The sequence below is a fragment of the Roseateles sp. GW821-FHT03B02 genome, from assembly GCF_059421025.1.
The window spans coordinates 428606-444338 of the sequence record NZ_JBWKUV010000001.1 but is presented as its reverse complement, the minus strand read 5'-3'; the positions used below and the strand labels follow the sequence as shown (position 1 = coordinate 444338).

Below are 15733 nucleotides of genomic sequence, written 5' to 3'. Positions count from 1 at the left end.
AGGCGTCGAGGGCGGCGATGAGCGAACTGCAGCAGCTGCGTCGCGAGCTGGCCCGGCGCGATGCCGAACTGGAGCTCATTAACACCGTGCAGCGCGGGGTCGCCGGACGGCTGGACTTCGATCGCATCGTCGAGCTGGTCGGTGACCGGCTGCGCGAGCTGCTGCACAGCGACGACCTGGCCATCGTCATCTACGAGCCGGAGACCGGGCTGGCGCACTGGGCTTATGCCTTCGAGCGCGGTCAGCGCATGCCGTCGCGCCGCGTGCCGCCGCGCCCCGGCGGCCCCGGGGAGCGCATGATGCGCAACGGCCGGCCCGTGGTGATGAACACGCTGGCCGAGATCATGGCCGACGGCAGCCAGGCCGAGCCCGGCACGGCGCAGCCGCTGGCCTTCGCGATGGTGCCCATTCCTGGCGGCGACGGCATGCTGGGTGCCATCGTCGTGCAGGACTTCGAGCGCGAGCATGGCTTTGACGAGGCCCGGTTGCGCCTGCTCGACACGCTGGCGGCCAGCATGAGCATCGCGCTGTGCAACGCCCGGCTGTTCAACGAGACCCGCGAGGCGCTCGAGCAGCAGACCGCCACGGCCGAGGTGCTGAACGTGATCAGCAACTCGGTGTCGGACACGGCGCCCGTCTTCAATGCCATCGGTCATGCCTGCCAGGCACTGTTCCTGAGCGATCAGGTGGTCATCTCGCTGCTGGGCGACGACGGGCAGGTCAGCCACGTCCGGCTCGAGAAGGCGCCGCACACGACCGAGGCCCAGGCCGAGCAAGCCTGGCAGACGCTGAACCGCGGCTTCCCGCGACCGCTGGAGCAGTCCTACCAGGCCTATCCCATCCGCAAGCGCCGCGTGGTGCACTACCCGGACCTGGCCAACGGCCCCGGCGTGCCGCAAAGCATGCGCGTCATCACGCAGGAGGTCGGCAACTTCTCGATGCTGATCGCGCCGCTGCTGTGGAAGGACCGGGCGCTGGGCACCATCCATCTGGTGCGCATGCCGCCGCGCCCCTTCAGTGCGAAGGAATGCAGCCTGCTGGAGACCTTTGCCGACCAGGCCGTCATCGCGATCCAGAACGCGCGGCTGTTCAACGACACCAAGGAGGCGCTGGAGCGCCAGACCGCCACCGCCGAGGTGCTGCAGGTCATCAGCGGCTCCATGGCCGACGCCACGCCGGTGTTCGACAAGATCATGCGCAGCTGCGGACACCTGTTCGAAAGCACCTATGTGTCGCTTGGCCTGCTGGGCGAAGACGGCCTGGTGCACCTGCTGCAGCATCCCGACGCCTTCGTGCAGACCGACGAGCGCGCGCGCTCCGCCGTGCAGGCGGTGCAGGCGGCCCACCCGCGCGCGCCACAGGACTCGATCTACGGCTACTGCATGCACAAGGCCCAGGTGCTGCACTTTCCCGACGTGCGCGACGGTCCGGGCGTGCCTCAAGGCCTGCGACGCAGCACCGAGCTCTTCGGCAACTATTCGGGCGTCTATGCGCCGCTGATCTGGAGCGGCCAGGGCATCGGGGCCCTGAACGTCTCGCGCTTTCCGCCCAAGGCCTTCAGCGACAAGGAAATCGCGCTGCTGAAGACCTTTGCCGATCAGGCCGTGGTGGCGATCCAGAACGCGCGCCTGTTCCGCGAGGCCCAGGCCGCCCGCGCCGCGGCCGAGGCTGCCAATGCGGCCAAGAGCGCCTTCCTGGCGACGATGAGCCACGAGATCCGCACGCCGATGAACGCCATCATCGGCATGAGCGGCCTGCTGCTGGACACCCGGCTGGACGCTGACCAGTCCGACTACGCCGCCACCATCCGCGACAGCGGCGACGCCCTGCTGACCATCATCAACGACATCCTGGACTTCTCGAAGATCGAGGCTGGGCGCATGGACATCGAGGCCCAGCCCTTCGACCTGCGCGACTGTGTCGAGTCGGCGCTGGACCTGGTCGCGCCGCGTGCCGCGGAAAAGCACCTGGACCTGGCCTATCTCTTCGAGGGCGAGGTGCCGACCTCGGTCAGCGGCGACCTGACGCGACTGCGCCAGATCCTGCTCAACCTGTTGTCCAACGCCGTCAAGTTCACCGAAACCGGCGAGGTGGTGCTGACGATCGCCGCACAGCCACGGGGCGAGGCCTTCGAGATCGGCTTCACGGTGCGTGACACCGGCATCGGCCTGAGCGAGGCGGGCCTGGCCAAGCTGTTCCAGAAGTTCAGCCAGGCCGACGCCAGCACCACCCGCAAATACGGCGGCACCGGTCTGGGCCTGGCCATCTCGCGCCTGCTGGCCGAGCTGATGGGTGGCCGCATGTGGGCCGAGAGCGCCGGGCCGGGGCAGGGCGCCAGCTTCCACTTCACCATAGTGGCGCCGCCGGCCGAGCCCCAGACCGTGGCCCGGCGCGAGTTCTTCGGCCCGCAGGCCGCGCTCAAGGGCCGCCACGTGCTCGTCGTGGACGACAACGCCACCAACCGCCGCGTGCTGGCCCTGCAGCTGGCCAAGTGGGGGCTGGTGCCGCGCGATACCGAGTCGCCCGGGCAGGCCCTGCAGTGGCTGCAGGCCGGCGAGCGCTTCGACCTCGCCATCCTGGACATGCACATGCCGGGCATGGACGGCGTCGAGCTGGCCCGGTGCATGGAGTCGGTGGCGCCTGCGCTGCCGCGCGTGCTGTTCAGCTCGCTCGGCCGCAAGGAAGTCGGCGACGGCGCCGATGCCTTCGCGGCCTACCTGCACAAGCCGCTACGCCAGAGCCAGCTGCACGACACGCTGATGGCCCTGCTGGCCGGCAAGGCGGTCGCCGCGCAAGAGGCGCCGGCCACGCCGCGCGTGGACCCCGGCCTGGCCGAGCGCCACCCGCTGCGCATCCTGCTTGCCGAGGACAACGTCGTGAACCAGAAACTGGCGCTGCGCCTGCTGCTGCAGATGGGCTACCGTGCGGACGTGGCGGCCAACGGCGTCGAGGCGCTGGAAGCCGTGGGGCGACAGACCTACGACCTCATCCTGATGGACGTGCAGATGCCCGAGATGGATGGCCTGCAGGCGAGCCGGCGCATCGTGCAGCGCTGGGGCGCGGACCGCCCGCGCATCGTGGCGATGACAGCCAACGCGATGCAGGGCGACCGCGAGGCCTGCCTGTCCGCAGGCATGGACGACTACGTGACCAAGCCCATCCGCGTCGAGGCGCTGGTGCGGGTTTTGCAAGAGACGGTGGCGAGGTCATGATGGCGGGCATCGACCCGGTTGCATGGCGCCGCTGCGCGAGCCGCGGCGACAAGGAGGAACCATGGCAGTGATCGACGAAGAGCTGTTTGCCGCGCTCGTGGACAGCGCCGGTGCTGACTTCATGCCCGAGCTGATCGACTCCTTCCTGGAGGACGCCCCGCAGGGCCTGGCAGCGCTGGGCGCGGCCGTCGCGGCCGGCGACGCGGTGGCCTTTCGGCGCGAGGCCCATTCGCTGAAGAGCAACGGCGTGACCTTCGGTGCCACCGCCTTCGCCGAGGCGGCGCGCGCGCTGGAGCAAGCGCCGCTGGAGGAGCTGGGCGAGACGGCCGCGCCCCGCGTGGCCGCGCTCGCCGCGCTGTTCGACGCCGTTGCTGCCGAGCTGAAGGAGCGCCGCCATGCGTGACCGCAGAGCCAAGCGCGCGCGCATCCTGCTGGTGGAGGACAACCGCGTCAACCGCCTGCTGCTGGCCCGCCACGTCGAGCTGCTGGGCCATCAGGTGGACGCCGTCGAGGACGGCCTGGCGGCGCTGGAGCGGGTGCAGCAGGACACGTTCGACCTGCTGCTGATGGACATCCACATGCCGGGCATGGACGGCATCGAGCTGCTGGAGAGGCTGCGCGCCAGCGCCGAGCTGCGCGAGCTGCCGGTCATCGTGACCTCGGCCGTCGAGGGCATGGACAGCGTCGTGCGCTGCATCGAGCTGGGCGCCGAGGACTATCTGCACAAGCCCGTCAACCTCGTGCTGCTGAAGGCGCGCATCAACGCCAGCCTGGAGCGCAAGCGCCTGCGGGACCAGCAGCGCGAGCTGGTGCGCCGCTTCGCGACCCGCGAGGTGGCCGAGGATCTAGAGACGGAGGGCTTCGCCCTGGGCGGCCGCAAGGTGCAGGCGACGGTGATGTTCTGCGACATCCGCGGCTTCACGACATTGGTGGAGTCGCAGCCGCCCGAGGACATCATCGAGCTGCTGAACACCTACTACACGCTGATGTTCTCGGCCATCAACGGCCATGGAGGTGTCGTCAACCAGATGATCGGCGACGGCCTGATGGCCGTCTTCGGAGCGCCCCAGGCGCTGGAGGCGGCCGGCCAGTGCGCCGTGCTGGCGGCGGCGGAGATGATCGAAATGGTGGCCCAGTTCAGCCAGGAGCAGCGCGCCGCCGGCCGACCCGAGATCCGCATCGGCGTGGGCGTAGCCAGCGGCGACGTCGTGGCCGGCTACACCGGCACGCGCCAGCGCGCCACCTACACCTGCATCGGCGACACGGTCAACATCGCCGCCCGCCTGGAGGCCCACACCAAGGTGACCGGGCATGCCGTGCTTTTCGACGCCGCCACGCGCGAGCAACTGGCCGATGCGCTGCCCAGCGAGCCGCTCGGGCCGGTGCAGTTCAAGGGCAAGACGAGCGCGGTGGACGTGTTCGCGCTGGTGATGTGATGACCGAGGGCTACCACGACCGCCTGCTCGGCGACCTGCTCGCCCAGGCCTTCGGCGAACTCGATGGCGCGACGCTGGCCCTGCTGCGCGAGCAGCTCACCTGGGTGGAGGTGGCCGGCGGCCAGACCCTGATGCAGCAGGGCGAGGCGGGCGACTCGATGTATCTCTCCGTCAGCGGCCGGCTGCGCGCCTACGTGAGCCAGGACGGCGAGCCCCCGCGCATGGTGCGCGAGATGGGCCGGGGCCAGGTCATCGGCGAGATGAGCCTGTACACCGCCGCGCCGCGCTCGGCCACCGTCGTGGCCATCCGCGACTCGGTGCTGGTGCGGCTGGACAAGGCCCAGTTCCTGCGCCTCATCGAGCAGCAGCCGCGCGTGGGCGTTGCGCTTACGCGCCAGATCGTGCACCGGCTGCAGACCGAGCATGCGCCCGCACCCTTTGCCGCGCCGGTCGTGCAGGCGCTGCTGCCCATCACCGCGGGCGTCGATGCCGCCGGGCTGGCCCAGGGCCTCGCGGCCGAACTGGGACGCTTCGGCCGTGTGCGCGTTATCGACTCGACCGCCGTGGACGCCGCCATCGGCAGCACGGCCGATGACGGCGAGCGCTACCGGCAGGTATCGCTGTGGCTGGACGAGGTCGAGTCAGCCCACGACTTCGTGCTGCTGCTGGCCGATGACGCGCCGACGCCCTGGACGCAGCGTTGCTGCCGTCATGCCGACGAGGTGCTGCTGCTGGCCGATGCCGCCGCCGCGCCGGCCGTGCATGCCAGCGAGCGGCAATGCCTGGTGGAGCGGCCGCCGCGCACCGAGGCGGCGGAGATCCTCGTGCTGCTGCATGCCGCTGACACGCCGGCGCCGCGTGGCACGGCGGCCTGGCTGGCGCGCCGGCCGGTGGCTGACCACTTCCACGTGCGGCCGGCGCTGGCGCGCGACTTGGCGCGGCTGGCGCGGCTGCAGGCGCGCCGTGCAGTGGGCCTGGTGCTGGCCGGCGGCGGCGCGCGCGGATTCTCGCACCTGGGGCTGCTGCAGGCCCTGCGGCAGCAGGGCGTGGAGGTGGACTGCGTGGGCGGCACCAGCATGGGTTCGGTGATGGCGGCCCTCGCGGCCACCGACCAGCCGCTGGAGCGCGTCATGGCCGTGGCCCGCGAGGCCTTCAAGGTCAACCCGACGGGCGACTTCAACCTGCTGCCGCTGATCTCGCTGATCCGGGGTCGGCGGCTGCGCGCCATCCTCAGCCGGGCGCTGGGAGCCTTGGTCGGCGCCGATGCCGGCATCGAGGACCTGTGGAAGCCTTTCTACTGCGTCGCCACCAACTACTCGCAGGCCGGCGAGGCCCTGCTGACCCGCGGCCGGCTGGAGCGCGCGCTGCGCGCCAGCACGGCCATCCCCGGCGCGCTGCCGCCCGTCATCGTCGACGGCGACCTGCTCTGCGACGGCGGCAGCTTCAACAACTTCCCCGTCGACGTGATGCGCGTGCGCCGTGGCGTGGGCCTGGTCATCGGCGCCGACCTGAGCCTGCACAAGGCCCGCAAGCTGGACTTCGAAGAGGTGCCCGGCCCCTGGGCGCTGCTGCGCGACCGCCTGCGCCCGCGCGGCCGGCGGCGCTACCGGCTGCCGGCGCTGTCGGCCTATCTGCTCAACGTGACCATCCTCTACAGCAGCTCGCGCCGCCGCGCCGCGCAGGCCGCCTGTGATGTCTACTTCAACCCTCCGCTGGAGCGCGTCGGCCTGCTGGCCTGGCAGCGCTTCGACGCCATCGTCGAGCAAGGCCATGCCCATGCCCGCGAGGTGCTGGCCCGCCCCGATGTCCAAGCTCTGTTGAACCCATGACCGACACCTTAGCCACCGTCCTCGGCTTGATCGGCGCCGTGCTGATGCTCGCCAGCTATCTGATGAAGAGCATGCTGCCGCTGCGCATCGCGGCGCTGACGGCCTGCTGCTTCCTCGTCGCCTACGGCGCCTTGAAGCAGGCCCTGCCGACCCTGCTGCTCTACGGTGCGCTGATCCCGATCAACATCAAGAAGACGCTGCAGATCAGGAAACTCGTCAAGGCCATCGAGAACGCGCGCGCTGACACGCCGGTGTCGGACTGGCTGCTGCCGCACATGCACCGGCGCACCGTGACGGCCGGCACGACCTTGTGGCGCCAGGGCGACGCGGCGACGGAGATGCTCTACCTCGAAGCCGGTACGCTGCGCCTGGCCGAGTACGACGAGCTGCTGCAGCCCGGCAGCCTTGTCGGCGAGATCGGCCTGTTCGCGCCCGACAATCGCCGCACGCTCACCCTGGAGGCACTGGGCGACTGCGTCGTCTACAGCCTGACCGCCGAAGAAATGGCCCTGCTCTACTACCAGAATCCCAAGCTCGGTTTCCACGTCATGCGCCTCATCGTGGCGCGACTGATGCGCGACGTGCAGCGCCACCGCCCCGCGGCTGCACCCACGGCCGCATGAAGGGCCTGCTGAGCCTGCGCAGCCAGCTCAGCCTGGTGCTGGGCGGACTGTCCCTGGCCATCCTGGCGCTGGTCGGCGGCTACCTCGGTAGCGTCGCCACCGACGAGCTCTACGAGGCCCAGCGGACGGCCGTGCGGGCCACGGCCCAGTCCGCGGCCGAGCTGCTGGCGTCGCAGCTGCGTGACCGCGAGCGCGAGATCGAGCTGCTCAGCATGGCGCCGCATCTGGTGGAGGGGGCCCTGGACTCCGAGAAGGTGCGCAGCTCCCTGGACCGCCGGGCCGCCCTGCACGACGAGTTCGCCTGGGTGGGCATTGCCGACCCCGATGGCAAGGTCCTGCAGGCCACCGGGGGCATGCTGAACGGCCGCTCGGTTGCCCAGCGCGACTGGTTCATCGCGGCGCGCGAGCGTGTCTACGTGGGCGATGTGCACGAGGCCAAGCTGCTGGCCACCCTGCTACCGGCCCAGCCCAGTGGCGAACCGACGCGTTTCATCGACTTTGCCGCGCCCATCCACGACGCCGACGGAAGGCTGCGCGGCGTCATTGGCGCGCATGCGCACTGGCGCTGGATCACCGGCCTGGTCGAAGGCTCCACGCGCCGCCACAGCCCAGGCGGTGGCATCGAGGCGCTCATCCTCGACCGCCAGGGCCGAGTGCTCTACCCAGAGGACTTGAAGGTGGCCCAGGCCGGCGGCCAGCCCGTGTTACCCAAGGCCCTGGCCAACGGCCGTTTCGAGGGGCCGTTGCGTTTCGGCGATGGCAAGGAGTACCTGACCAGCGAGGCGCCGCTGCAGGCGCGCACGAATGCCGAACTCGGCTGGCGCATCGTTGCCCGTCAGCCCATGGAGCTGGCCATGCGGCCGGTCAGCGACCTGCGCCGCGAGCTGGTGCTGCTGGGTGTGCTGGCCGCGGGGGTGTTGACGCTGGCGGCCCTGATGCTGGCGCGGCGCGTCAGCCGGCCGGTCGAGCAGCTCGCGGGCATCGCCGAGCGGGTCGAGGCCGAGCGCCGCCTGCCGGAATTCCCTGCCAAGCCCGCCAGCTTCGAGCTGGCCCGGCTCAGCGACGCCATGCGGTCGATGGCGCAATCCCTGCTCAACACCGAGCAGGCGCTGCAGAAGAGCAATGCGACGCTGGAACTCCAGGTCCAGGAGCGCACGGCCGAGTTGCAGGCAGCCAACGCGGCGCTGGAACACCTGGCCACGCGCGACCCGCTGACCGGGCTGCACAACCGCCGCAGTCTGGATGCCCGCCTGGCCGAGGCGCAGGCGCTGGACCGCCGCTACGGCCGCCAGAATGGCCGCGTGCACGGCCTGCTGCTGATCGACGTGGACCATTTCAAGCACGTCAACGACGCCTATGGCCACCCGGCCGGTGACGCGGTGCTGCGCCATCTCGCCCAGCTGCTGCAGGCGACCGTGCGCGTCAGCGATGTGGCAGCGCGCTTCGGTGGCGAGGAGTTCGCCGTGCTGCTGCCCGAGCTGGCCGGCCCGCTGGAAGCCGTCATGACGGCGGAGAAGGTCCGCACCGTCGTCGAGGCCACGGTCTTCCCCGAGGTCGGCAAGCTGACGGTGAGCATCGGCGTCAGCCTGGCCTCGCCGGAAGATGCCGACGTGCGGCCGCTGATCGACCGCGCCGACGCTGCCCTCTACGAAGCCAAGCGGGGCGGGCGCAATGCCGTCGTGCTGAAGGCGGCCGACGCGGTCGCCTGAGCAGGCCTCAGATCAGCTGCAGCGGCGCGCGGAAGACGTAGCCGACGCGCGACTTGCTCTGCAGAGGCACCAGCGTGGGCGTGGCCCGCTCGATGCGGCGGCGCAGCCGGTAGATGGTGGCCGAGAGGCCATCGTCGGCCTCGCCCTCGTTGACTTCGCGGCCGAGCTTGTTCAGCAGGGCCTCGCGCGTGACCGGCTCGCCGCCCGCCTGTGCAAAGCATTCGAGCAACTGGCGGTCGGCCTCGCTGAGCTGGATGCGCGTACCGTCCGGCACGACGAGCTCGCCACTGGCGCGGTCCAGCTTCCAGACGGCATCCGCCGCCGAGGGCTTGGCGACACGGCGCTGCACGGCGGCGATGGCCAGCGCCACCTGTTCGAACTGCACCGGCTTGACGAGGTACATGTCGGCGCCGGCCGTGATGACCTCGCGGAAGACCTCGGGCCCCAGGCGCCCCGACACCACGACGACGCCGGCATCGGTGCGGCGGCGCAGGATCTTGATGAGCTCGACGCCGTTGACGCCGGGCAGCATCAGGTCGACGAGGTAGAAGTCGAACGAGAAGGCCTCGGGCGCTGCCAGCAGCGCATTGCTGTCGTCGAAGCGGCTAACCGCAATGCCCTGCTCCTGAAGGAACTGGGCCAGGAATTCTGAGTACTCCGCGTCGTCGTCGATCAGGGCGAGGTTCTTGGGCTGCATGGCGGTGGGCTCGAAGGCAACCGCGGAGTTTGCCGCATGACGGAGGCGTCAGCATGCATTCAATCGCCTGGAACGTGCCGATTTACGCAGTCTTCGGGCCATAAATGATTGACAACGGCCCGGCGCCGTGTGAAATCTGTAAAACACAGGAGACAGGCGATGGACGAAGTCCCCCGCGACGATGGCCTCGACCCGCTGGGCTGGCTGCTGCCTGGCCACCGCGCCGCGCCGCCGGAGGCGCTCAAGCGCATCCAGGCGCTGTGCACGGCCTGGCCGGATCTCCACGCGGCGATGCTGGTCGTGCTCGCCACCCATCAGGAATTGCCGCGCGACATGCTGGCGGCCGCGGTCAAGCAGTTCCGCAGCGACCTCGATGCCTACACGCGCGAGGATGTCGTCAGCCTGCTGACGGCGATCTGGAATGGCGGCCGGAGCGGTTTCGATGCGGTGCTGCGCACGCGGGCGCACGCGCCCAGGAAAGGCGGCGGCCTGTCCTGGGTCAAGGAGTAGATTTCTTCAGCCCGAGCGCGGCCCAGCCCTCGTGGCCCAGCCGGGCCAGCGTGTCGAGGTTGTTCTCGTAGATCGCGGCGGTGTCGGGCATGGACTCGACGGCGCGGGCGATGCTGTCCTCGCGCAGCAGGTGCAGCGTGGGGTAGGGCGAACGGTTGCTGTAGTTGGCGATGTCTTCCGGGCCGCTGCCCTCGAACTGATAGTCGGGGTGGAAGTCGGCGATCTGCAGGATGCCGTCGAGCTTGAGTTCCTCCACCAGCGCGTCGGCGGCGTCGAGGAAGTCGTTGAAGTCGAGGAAGTCGGTGAGGACGCCCGGGTGGATCACCAGCGTCGTGTCCACTTCTTCGGGGTTGGCGCGGTTCAGCGCGAGCAACTCATGCGCCAGGTCCTTCAGCAGCGCCTCGGGCTCGGTCGCATCGCTGACGACGTAGCGGATGCGCTCGTTGACGTGGACCGCCTTCGCGAACGGGCAGAGGTTCAGCCCGATGACGGCCTTGACGACCCAGTCGCGGGTGTCGTTGATGACTTGTTCGTGGTTCATCGCGGTGTGTTCAGCCACTGTTCGGCCATGCGGACCCACATGGAGCCGCCGAGCGGAATGAGGTCGTCGTTGAAGTCGTAGCTGGGGTTGTGCAGCGTGCAGGGCCCCAGCCCATGGCCGCCGGTGCGGTGCTCGCCGTCGCCGTTGCCGATGAGGAAGTAGCAGCCGGGCTTGTCCAGCAGGTAGTAGCTGAAGTCCTCGGCGCCCATCGTCGGCTCGAACTCCTGCACGTTCTCGGCGCCCACCATGTCGGTCAGCACGCGGCGCGTGAACTCGGTCTCGGCGGGGTGGTTGATGGTGGGCGGGTAGTTGCGGCGGAACTCGAACTCGGCCTGCAGCTCGAAGGCGCCGGCCAGTTGTTCGGTCATGGCCTTCATGCGCTGCTCGAACAGGTCCAGCAGCTCCAGCGTGAAGGTGCGCACCGTGCCTTCCATGACGACCGAGTCGGGCACGACGTTGGTGGCCTCGCCGGCATGGATCATCGTCACGGAGATGACGCCAGGATCGATGGGCCGCTTATTGCGGCTGACGATGGTCTGGAAGGCCGTGACGAGCTGGCAGGCCGCCGGCACCGGGTCGATGCCGAGATGCGGCATGGCCGCGTGCGAGCCCTTGCCCTTGAGGGTGATCTTGAACTCGTTGCTGGACGCGAACACCGGGCCGGTCTTCAGCGCGAACTGGCCGGCCTTCATGCCTGGCCAGTTGTGCGCGCCGAACATGGCCTCCATCGGGAACTTCTCGAACAGGCCGTCCTTGATCATCTCGCGCGCGCCGCCGCCGCCTTCCTCGGCGGGCTGGAAGACGAGGTAGACCGTGCCGTCGAAGTTGCGGTGCGTGGCCAGGTGCTTGGCCGCGGCCAGCAGCATGGCGGTGTGGCCGTCGTGGCCGCAGGCGTGCATGCGGCCGAGGTAGCTGCTGGCGTGGGGGAACTGGTTGCGCTCGGTCATCGGCAGCGCGTCGATGTCGGCGCGCAGGCCCACGGCGCGGGAGGAGTCGCCGTTCCTGACGATGCCCACCACGCCGGTCTTGCCAAGGCCGCGGTGGACGGGGATGCCCCAGTCGGTCAGCGCCTTGGCGATGACGTCCGCGGTGCGTGCCTCGTGGAAGCAGAGTTCGGGGTGCTTGTGCAGGTCGCGGCGGATGGCCGTGATCTCGGCCGCGTCGGCCAGGATGGTGTCGATGAGCTTCATGAGAGGGTGACTTCAGGCTCGGTTAATACGTTGAGTTTAGGATTTCGCCCGTGAACCTCCGTCGTTGGTCCCGAAACTGGCTGCTCTGGCTGGCCCTGCTGCTCCCCGTCGCGCAAGCGATCGCCGGGGTGCACGCGCTGTCGCATGTCAGCGGCGAGCGCCAGAACGACGGCATCGCCCACCTGGTTCACTGCGACCTCTGCCTGACCGCCGCCGATCTTGGCGCGGGCGCCCCGACCGCCGAGCCCGTGGCTCTGGCGGTGGGCGTGGCCGCCCATGCCGTGCCGCTGCTGGCCCGTGGCGGCCCGCCGCGCGCCGTAGCCTTGAGCCTGCCGCCCGCCCGGGCGCCCCCTGCTTTCGCCTGAACTCCAAGCCTTCCCGCGCCCGGAGCCGGCGCGGGTGATTGCGTTTTCTCGTGGAAGTCGAATCCTCATGCGTTCCTTTGCCCTGGCGCCACTCGCGGCCGCCTGTGTCGTTTCCCTCTCCGCTCACGCCGAGCCGGCCGAATCCCTCGACAAGGTCGTCGTCACCGGCAACCCGCTTAAAAGCCAGGTGCTGGCCCAGCCCAGCGATTCCCTCGGTGGCGACCAGCTCGTGCTGACTCGCGCCACCAACCTCGGCGACACCCTGCAAGGCCTGCCCGGCGTGGCCGCCACCAACTTCGGCCCCAACGCCAGCCGGCCCAGCATCCGCGGCCTGGATGGCGACCGGGTGCGCATCCTGAGCAACTCCGGCGCGTCGGTGGATGCGTCCAACCTCAGCTTCGACCACGGCGTGGCCATCGATCCGCTGGTGATCGACAAGGTCGAGGTGCTGCGCGGCGCGGCGGCGCTGCTGTACGGCGGCAATGCGGTGGGCGGCGTCGTCAACACGCTGGACAACCGCATTCCGCGCACCTTGATCAAAGGCCTGAGCGGCGCGGCCGAAGTGCGGCTGGGCGGCGCGAGCCACGACAAGAGCGGCGCGGTCGTGCTGGATGGCGGCGCGGGCCAGGCGCATTCGGGCTTCGGCTGGCATGTCGACCTGTCCGGCCGCGATGCCGGCGACCAGGCTGCGCCGCGCTTCGACAGCGAGGGTGAAAGCCGCACCAGCGTGCGCAACTCCGCCGCGCGCAGCCATGGCGGCGCGGTGGGCGGCTCGGTGTTCTTCCAGGGCGGTTACGCCGGCGTGTCGGTGGACGACTTCCACACCGATTACGGCACCACGGCCGAGGCCGACGTGACCATCCGCATGCAGCGCCAGCGCCTGGCCACGGCGGGCGAATGGGCCACGGCCGACGGCCCGGTGCATCGCGTCAGCTGGCAGCTCAGCCGCAACCGCTACGAGCACGTGGAGATGGAAGGCGATGTGCCGGGCACGACCTTCAAGAGCACGGGCACGGACGGGCGTGTGGAGGTGGAGCACGCCGCCCTCGGCCCGGTCAAGGGACTGATCGGCCTGCAGACCGAAGCGCTGGACTTCTCCGCCCTGGGCGAGGAAGCCTTCGTGCCCGGAACGCGCACGCGCAACACCGGTGTCTTCGTGCTGGAACAGGCGCGCCTCGCCGGCGTGGACTGGTCGGCCGGCGCCCGCACCGAGCGCGTGACGGTGGACTCCGACGGCGGCAGCCGCTTCGGCGCAGCGGCGTCGCGGCGCTTCCGGCCCGTGAGCCTGGCGCTGAGCGGCGTCTACCCGCTGTCGGCGGCCTGGAGCCTGAGCGCCAACCTGAACCGCACCCAGCGTGCGCCGGCCTACTACGAGCTGTTCGCCAACGGCCTGCACCTGGCCAGCGCGTCCTACGAGCGCGGCGATGCCAGCCTGGGCGTGGAGCGTTCCAGCGGTGCCGATCTGGGCTTGAAGTGGGAGGGCGAGGGCAGCCACGTCCACGTCAACGTCTACGAGACGCGCTTTGCCAACTACATCGCCCTGCAGGCCACTGGCGAGACGGCCGACAACGGCGGCGAGGTGGTGCCGGTCTACGCCTTCACCGCCGTGCCGGCGCGGTTGCGCGGCGTGGAGTTCGAGGGCCGCTGGCAGGTGCACCCCGCCGTGGCGCTGCTGAGCCAGCTCGATGCCGTGCGCGGCGACAACCGCACGACCGGCGAGCCGCTGCCGCGCTTGGCGCCGCTGCGCGCCATGCTGGGTCTGGAGGCGAAGCAGGGCGACTGGTCGGGCAAGCTGGAATGGCGCGGTGCCGCCCGCCAGACCCGCGTCGCCGAGTTCGACAGGCCGACGCCGGGCTACGGCCTGCTTCGCCTGTCGGTCGCCCGCCAGCTGCGTTGGGGCCAGACCGATGCGCTCTGGTACCTGAAGCTCGACAACCTGACCAACAAGCTGGCCTACAACGCCACGGCCGTGCCCACCATCCGCGATCTGGCCCCGCAGGCCGGCCGGTCTGCCAGCACAGGGTTGCAACTGCGGTTCTGACACGGCGCTACGGTGTACAACCGTGCATGCCGCCCCCGCAGCGGGCGGCATGCACGCAAGTCGTGCGTGCGCGCACCAGAAGCTTCTTTCTCGCGCGGGCGCGGAACTTGCGTCGCGAGCAGGGAACAGGAGCGACGATGCAGACCGCCTTTGACGAGATGAACGCCGCGGGGCCGACCACCCGCGCGCACTACGAGTCCTACGCCCGCTGGCTGGCCGACCAGCCGGAATCCCTGATGCGCGAGCGGCGCGAGCAGGCCGAGCTGATCTTCCGCCGCGTGGGCATCACCTTCGCGGTCTACGGCGACAAGGACAGCGGGGAGGGCACCGAGCGCCTCATCCCCTTCGACCTGATCCCGCGGGTCATCCCGGCGGCCGAATGGACGTCGATGCAGGCGGGCCTGGCCCAGCGCGTGACGGCGCTGAACCGCTTCATCCACGACGTCTATCACGACCAGGAGATCCTCAAGGCCGGCATCGTCCCCGCCGACGAGATCCTCAACAACGCCCAGTTCCGCAAGGAGATGATGGGCGTGGACGTGCCGGGTGGCGTCTACAGCCACATCGCCGGCGTCGACATCGTCCGCGCAGGCCATGCCGACGGCAGCGGCCACTACTACGTGCTGGAAGACAACCTGCGCGTGCCCAGCGGCGTGAGCTACATGCTGGAGAACCGCAAGATGATGATGCGGCTCTTCCCCGAGCTCTTCGCCAACCACCGCATCGCGCCGGTGGCCCATTACCCCGACCTGCTGCTGGACACGCTGCGCAGTGTGGCGCCCTCGGGCGTGGCCGACCCCACCGTCGTCGTGCTGACGCCGGGCATGTACAACTCGGCCTACTTCGAGCATGCCTTCCTGGCCCAGCAGATGGGTGTCGAGCTGGTGGAGGGGCAGGACCTGTTCGTCGACGGCGGCTTCGTCTACATGCGCACGACGCGGGGCCCCAAGCGCGTGGACGTCATCTACCGGCGCCTGGACGACGACTTCCTCGACCCCAAGGTCTTCCGCGCCGACTCGCAGCTGGGCTGCGCCGGCCTGGTGGACGCCTACAAGGCTGGCAAGGTGACGCTGTCCAACGCCATCGGCACCGGCATCGCGGACGACAAGTCCATCTACCCTTACGTGCCGAAGATGATCGAGTTCTACCTCGGCGAGAAGCCCATCCTGCAGAACGTGCCGACCTACGTCTGCCGCGAGAAGGAGGACCTGGCCTACACGCTGGCCCATCTGCCCGAGCTGGTGGTGAAGGAGGTGCACGGTGCGGGCGGCTACGGCATGCTCGTCGGCCCGGCGGCCACCAAGGCCGAGGTCGAGGCCTTCCGCGCCCAGCTCGTCGCCAACCCGAGCAACTACATCGCGCAGCCCACGCTGTCGCTGTCCACCTGCCCGACCTTCGTCGAGAGCGGCGTCGCGCCGCGTCATATCGACCTGCGACCCTTCGTGCTGTCGGGTTCGTCGGTGCGCATGGTGCCGGGCGGGCTCACGCGCGTGGCGTTGAAGGAAGGTTCCTTGGTGGTGAACAGCAGCCAGGGTGGTGGAACGAAAGACACCTGGGTTCTTGAGGACTGAGGGAGGACT

The 15733-nt window shown here is 69.8% G+C and carries 13 protein-coding genes; 10 read left to right on the top strand and 3 right to left on the bottom strand.

Annotated elements, in window-relative coordinates:
* Positions 1-17 precede the first annotated feature (17 nt).
* The 6 genes from AC07VX_RS01995 (at position 18) to AC07VX_RS01970 (ending at position 8809) form a co-directional block, all read left to right on the top strand.
* Positions 18-3212 (top strand): GAF domain-containing hybrid sensor histidine kinase/response regulator, encoded by a 3195-nt coding sequence (locus tag AC07VX_RS01995; RefSeq protein ID WP_493163402.1) that lies wholly within the window; start codon positions 18-20, stop codon positions 3210-3212.
* A gap of 61 nt (positions 3213-3273) precedes the next feature.
* Positions 3274-3615, top strand: a complete 342-nt coding sequence (locus tag AC07VX_RS01990; RefSeq protein ID WP_493163403.1) for an Hpt domain-containing protein — start codon at positions 3274-3276, stop codon at positions 3613-3615.
* On the top strand, positions 3608-4648 hold the full coding sequence (locus AC07VX_RS01985) for an adenylate/guanylate cyclase domain-containing protein (protein WP_493163404.1): 1041 nt from the start codon (positions 3608-3610) through the stop codon (positions 4646-4648). Before AC07VX_RS01990 ends, AC07VX_RS01985 begins: the two co-directional genes overlap by 8 nt.
* Complete coding sequence (locus AC07VX_RS01980) at positions 4648-6477, top strand: patatin-like phospholipase family protein (protein WP_493163405.1); 1830 nt, start codon at positions 4648-4650, stop codon at positions 6475-6477. The genes AC07VX_RS01985 and AC07VX_RS01980 overlap by 1 nt, the downstream gene beginning before the upstream one ends.
* Entirely contained in the window at positions 6474-7100 is a 627-nt protein-coding gene (locus AC07VX_RS01975) for a Crp/Fnr family transcriptional regulator (RefSeq protein ID WP_493163406.1), read from the top strand. The genes AC07VX_RS01980 and AC07VX_RS01975 overlap by 4 nt, the downstream gene beginning before the upstream one ends.
* Positions 7097-8809 carry a sensor domain-containing diguanylate cyclase gene (locus tag AC07VX_RS01970; protein ID WP_493163407.1) on the top strand — a complete coding sequence of 571 codons (1713 nt, stop codon included), beginning with the start codon at positions 7097-7099 and terminating at the stop codon, positions 8807-8809. Before AC07VX_RS01975 ends, AC07VX_RS01970 begins: the two co-directional genes overlap by 4 nt.
* A 7-nt stretch (positions 8810-8816) precedes the next feature.
* On the opposite strand, the gene AC07VX_RS01965 is transcribed toward AC07VX_RS01970, so the two are convergent.
* The gene (locus AC07VX_RS01965; RefSeq protein WP_493163408.1) at positions 8817-9506 is read right to left on the bottom strand and encodes a response regulator transcription factor; all 690 of its coding nucleotides are present in this window, start codon (positions 9504-9506) and stop codon (positions 8817-8819) included.
* A 159-nt stretch (positions 9507-9665) separates the two neighbouring features.
* On the opposite strand from AC07VX_RS01965, the gene AC07VX_RS01960 reads away from it, so the two are divergent.
* Positions 9666-10016, top strand: coding sequence for a hypothetical protein (locus tag AC07VX_RS01960; RefSeq protein ID WP_493163409.1), 351 nt, complete (start codon positions 9666-9668; stop codon positions 10014-10016).
* Here AC07VX_RS01960 and AC07VX_RS01955 read toward each other — a convergent pair.
* Both AC07VX_RS01955 and AC07VX_RS01950 read right to left on the bottom strand, forming a co-directional pair.
* Positions 10006-10557, bottom strand: coding sequence for a DUF1415 domain-containing protein (locus AC07VX_RS01955; RefSeq protein WP_493163410.1), 552 nt, complete (start codon positions 10555-10557; stop codon positions 10006-10008). The genes AC07VX_RS01960 and AC07VX_RS01955 overlap by 11 nt on opposite strands.
* Positions 10554-11747, bottom strand: a complete 1194-nt coding sequence (locus tag AC07VX_RS01950; protein ID WP_493163411.1) for a M20 aminoacylase family protein — start codon at positions 11745-11747, stop codon at positions 10554-10556. The genes AC07VX_RS01955 and AC07VX_RS01950 overlap by 4 nt, the downstream gene beginning before the upstream one ends.
* 50 nt (positions 11748-11797) lie before the next feature.
* On the opposite strand from AC07VX_RS01950, the gene AC07VX_RS01945 reads away from it, so the two are divergent.
* The 3 genes from AC07VX_RS01945 (at position 11798) to AC07VX_RS01935 (ending at position 15724) form a co-directional block, all read left to right on the top strand.
* Positions 11798-12112 carry a hypothetical protein gene (locus AC07VX_RS01945; protein ID WP_493163412.1) on the top strand — a complete coding sequence of 105 codons (315 nt, stop codon included), beginning with the start codon at positions 11798-11800 and terminating at the stop codon, positions 12110-12112.
* A gap of 67 nt (positions 12113-12179) precedes the next feature.
* Complete coding sequence (locus AC07VX_RS01940; protein WP_493163413.1) at positions 12180-14153, top strand: TonB-dependent receptor; 1974 nt, start codon at positions 12180-12182, stop codon at positions 14151-14153.
* A gap of 137 nt (positions 14154-14290) precedes the next feature.
* Positions 14291-15724, top strand: coding sequence for a circularly permuted type 2 ATP-grasp protein (locus AC07VX_RS01935; protein ID WP_493163414.1), 1434 nt, complete (start codon positions 14291-14293; stop codon positions 15722-15724).
* Positions 15725-15733 lie beyond the last annotated feature (9 nt).